The 1,049-nt window shown below is 43.7% G+C and carries 2 protein-coding genes; both read right to left on the bottom strand.

Annotation, left to right across the window (positions count from 1 at the left end):
- Positions 1-172: 172 nt before the first annotated feature.
- The gene (locus JCM21738_RS24640; protein WP_156315534.1) at positions 173-343 is read right to left on the bottom strand and encodes a hypothetical protein; all 171 of its coding nucleotides are present in this window, start codon (positions 341-343) and stop codon (positions 173-175) included.
- Positions 340-1,049: IS3 family transposase (locus JCM21738_RS21880; RefSeq protein WP_159101444.1), on the bottom strand; the 710-nt coding region annotated here is incomplete at its 5' end. The genes JCM21738_RS21880 and JCM21738_RS24640, both read right to left, overlap by 4 nt.

The raw sequence follows: 1,049 nt of genomic DNA, 5'->3' as shown, positions 1-1,049 counted from the left end.
CGGTGATTGTCAAGATAGTTGTCGTATTTTTCTTGTTTAGTAGATTAATAGAAGGATTGTGCAGCTACCGCGCTTCACTTGCTGGCCTTCTCATTAAAGAATAGAATCCATTCTGTTCTTTAATGAGAAGGTTAGGTGTAAACAAACTCTGTTTGGGTAACCCATCATCCGTTTATTTTTGTATTTCCTTCATTGGATTTAAGGCAACTGACGTATGCGGACTCCAGTCCCTCGTTGAACGTGACCAGCGTTCCGGGTGCTTCTTCTTTGCCAGTTCATACACGTCCTGGCGCTTTTTCAGCACATCAATATGTTCACCTTTGTGGCACTGTTCAGGTGTCACAAAATTGAGCCGCTGTGTAAATGAATGCAATTGTACCAATGGACAAATTCCTTTGCCCAGGATTGGGCATCTTCAAGCGTTTCAAATCCCTTGTAGGGGTATTCCGGCCTGTATTTTAAGGTTCTGAATAAGGCTTCTGAAAAGGCGTTGTCGTTGCTTACCCTTGGTCTCGAATAGGAACTTTGAATCCCCAGTTTTTCAAGCAATACCTGGAAAGTGGCTGCTTTCATCGGGCTTCCGTTATCTGAGTGAAGCACAAGGGGTCTGCCGTGGATTTTCTCGCTCACAACGGTCTTCTTGATCAGTTCCTCTGCATATTTGGCTTCTTCGGTTTTCCAAATTTCCCAGCCTACTATCTTTCTGCTGAAAAGGTCGAGGATCAAGTAAAGGCGATAATATAACCCCATTACCGGACCTTTTAACCAGGTAATATCCCATGTCCACACATGGTTTGGAGAGGTTGCCAAATGGCTTTCCGGTATTCTCTTTTCTGGTTTTTTGCTTCTTCCCCGGTGATTCTGCATTTTGTTCTCCCGGAGAACCCGGTAAAACGTCGATTCAGAGGCAAGATAACAATGTTGATCTGCCAGTTTCGGCACAATTTGAGTAGGGGGAAGATCGGCGAATTCCTCTTTTTTCACTATTTCAAGAATCTCTTCTTTCTCTTCAATGGATAACTTGTTTTTGGGCTCCTTCCTTTGCACAA

It is taken from the genome of Mesobacillus boroniphilus JCM 21738, from assembly GCF_000517385.1.
GTDB lineage: Bacteria > Bacillota > Bacilli > Bacillales > Cytobacillaceae > Mesobacillus > Mesobacillus boroniphilus.
This window is presented reverse-complemented; position numbering and strand designations above follow the sequence as displayed.